The 267-nt window shown below is 64.0% G+C and carries 1 pseudogene; it reads right to left on the reverse strand.

Going from position 1 to position 267, the window contains the following annotated elements:
• Positions 1-267 (reverse strand): annotated as a pseudogene (locus tag R0J88_RS20730) (oxaloacetate decarboxylase); the annotation flags it as partial.

Here is a 267-nt window from a genome sequence, read left to right on the forward strand (position 1 = left end):
GATCACTTCTTCGCTGCCGATGGCCTGGCGGCGCAGCTGCTCGTTGACCACACCCGGGGCCTTGCCGTAACCGCCTTGCAGGTACAGCTTCACTTCGTTGGTGATGGTCTTGTAGCGCTCGCCGGCCAGCACGTTGAAGAACGCCTGGGTGCCGACGATCTGCGAGGTCGGCGTCACCAGCGGCGGGAAGCCGAGGTCTTCACGCACACGCGGGATCTCTGCCAGCACTTCGTTCATGCGGTTGAGCGCGCCCTGCTCTTTCAGCTG

The sequence above is a fragment of the Pseudoalteromonas sp. SIMBA_162 genome (assembly GCF_046535955.1).
GTDB lineage: Bacteria > Pseudomonadota > Gammaproteobacteria > Enterobacterales > Alteromonadaceae > Pseudoalteromonas > Pseudoalteromonas marina.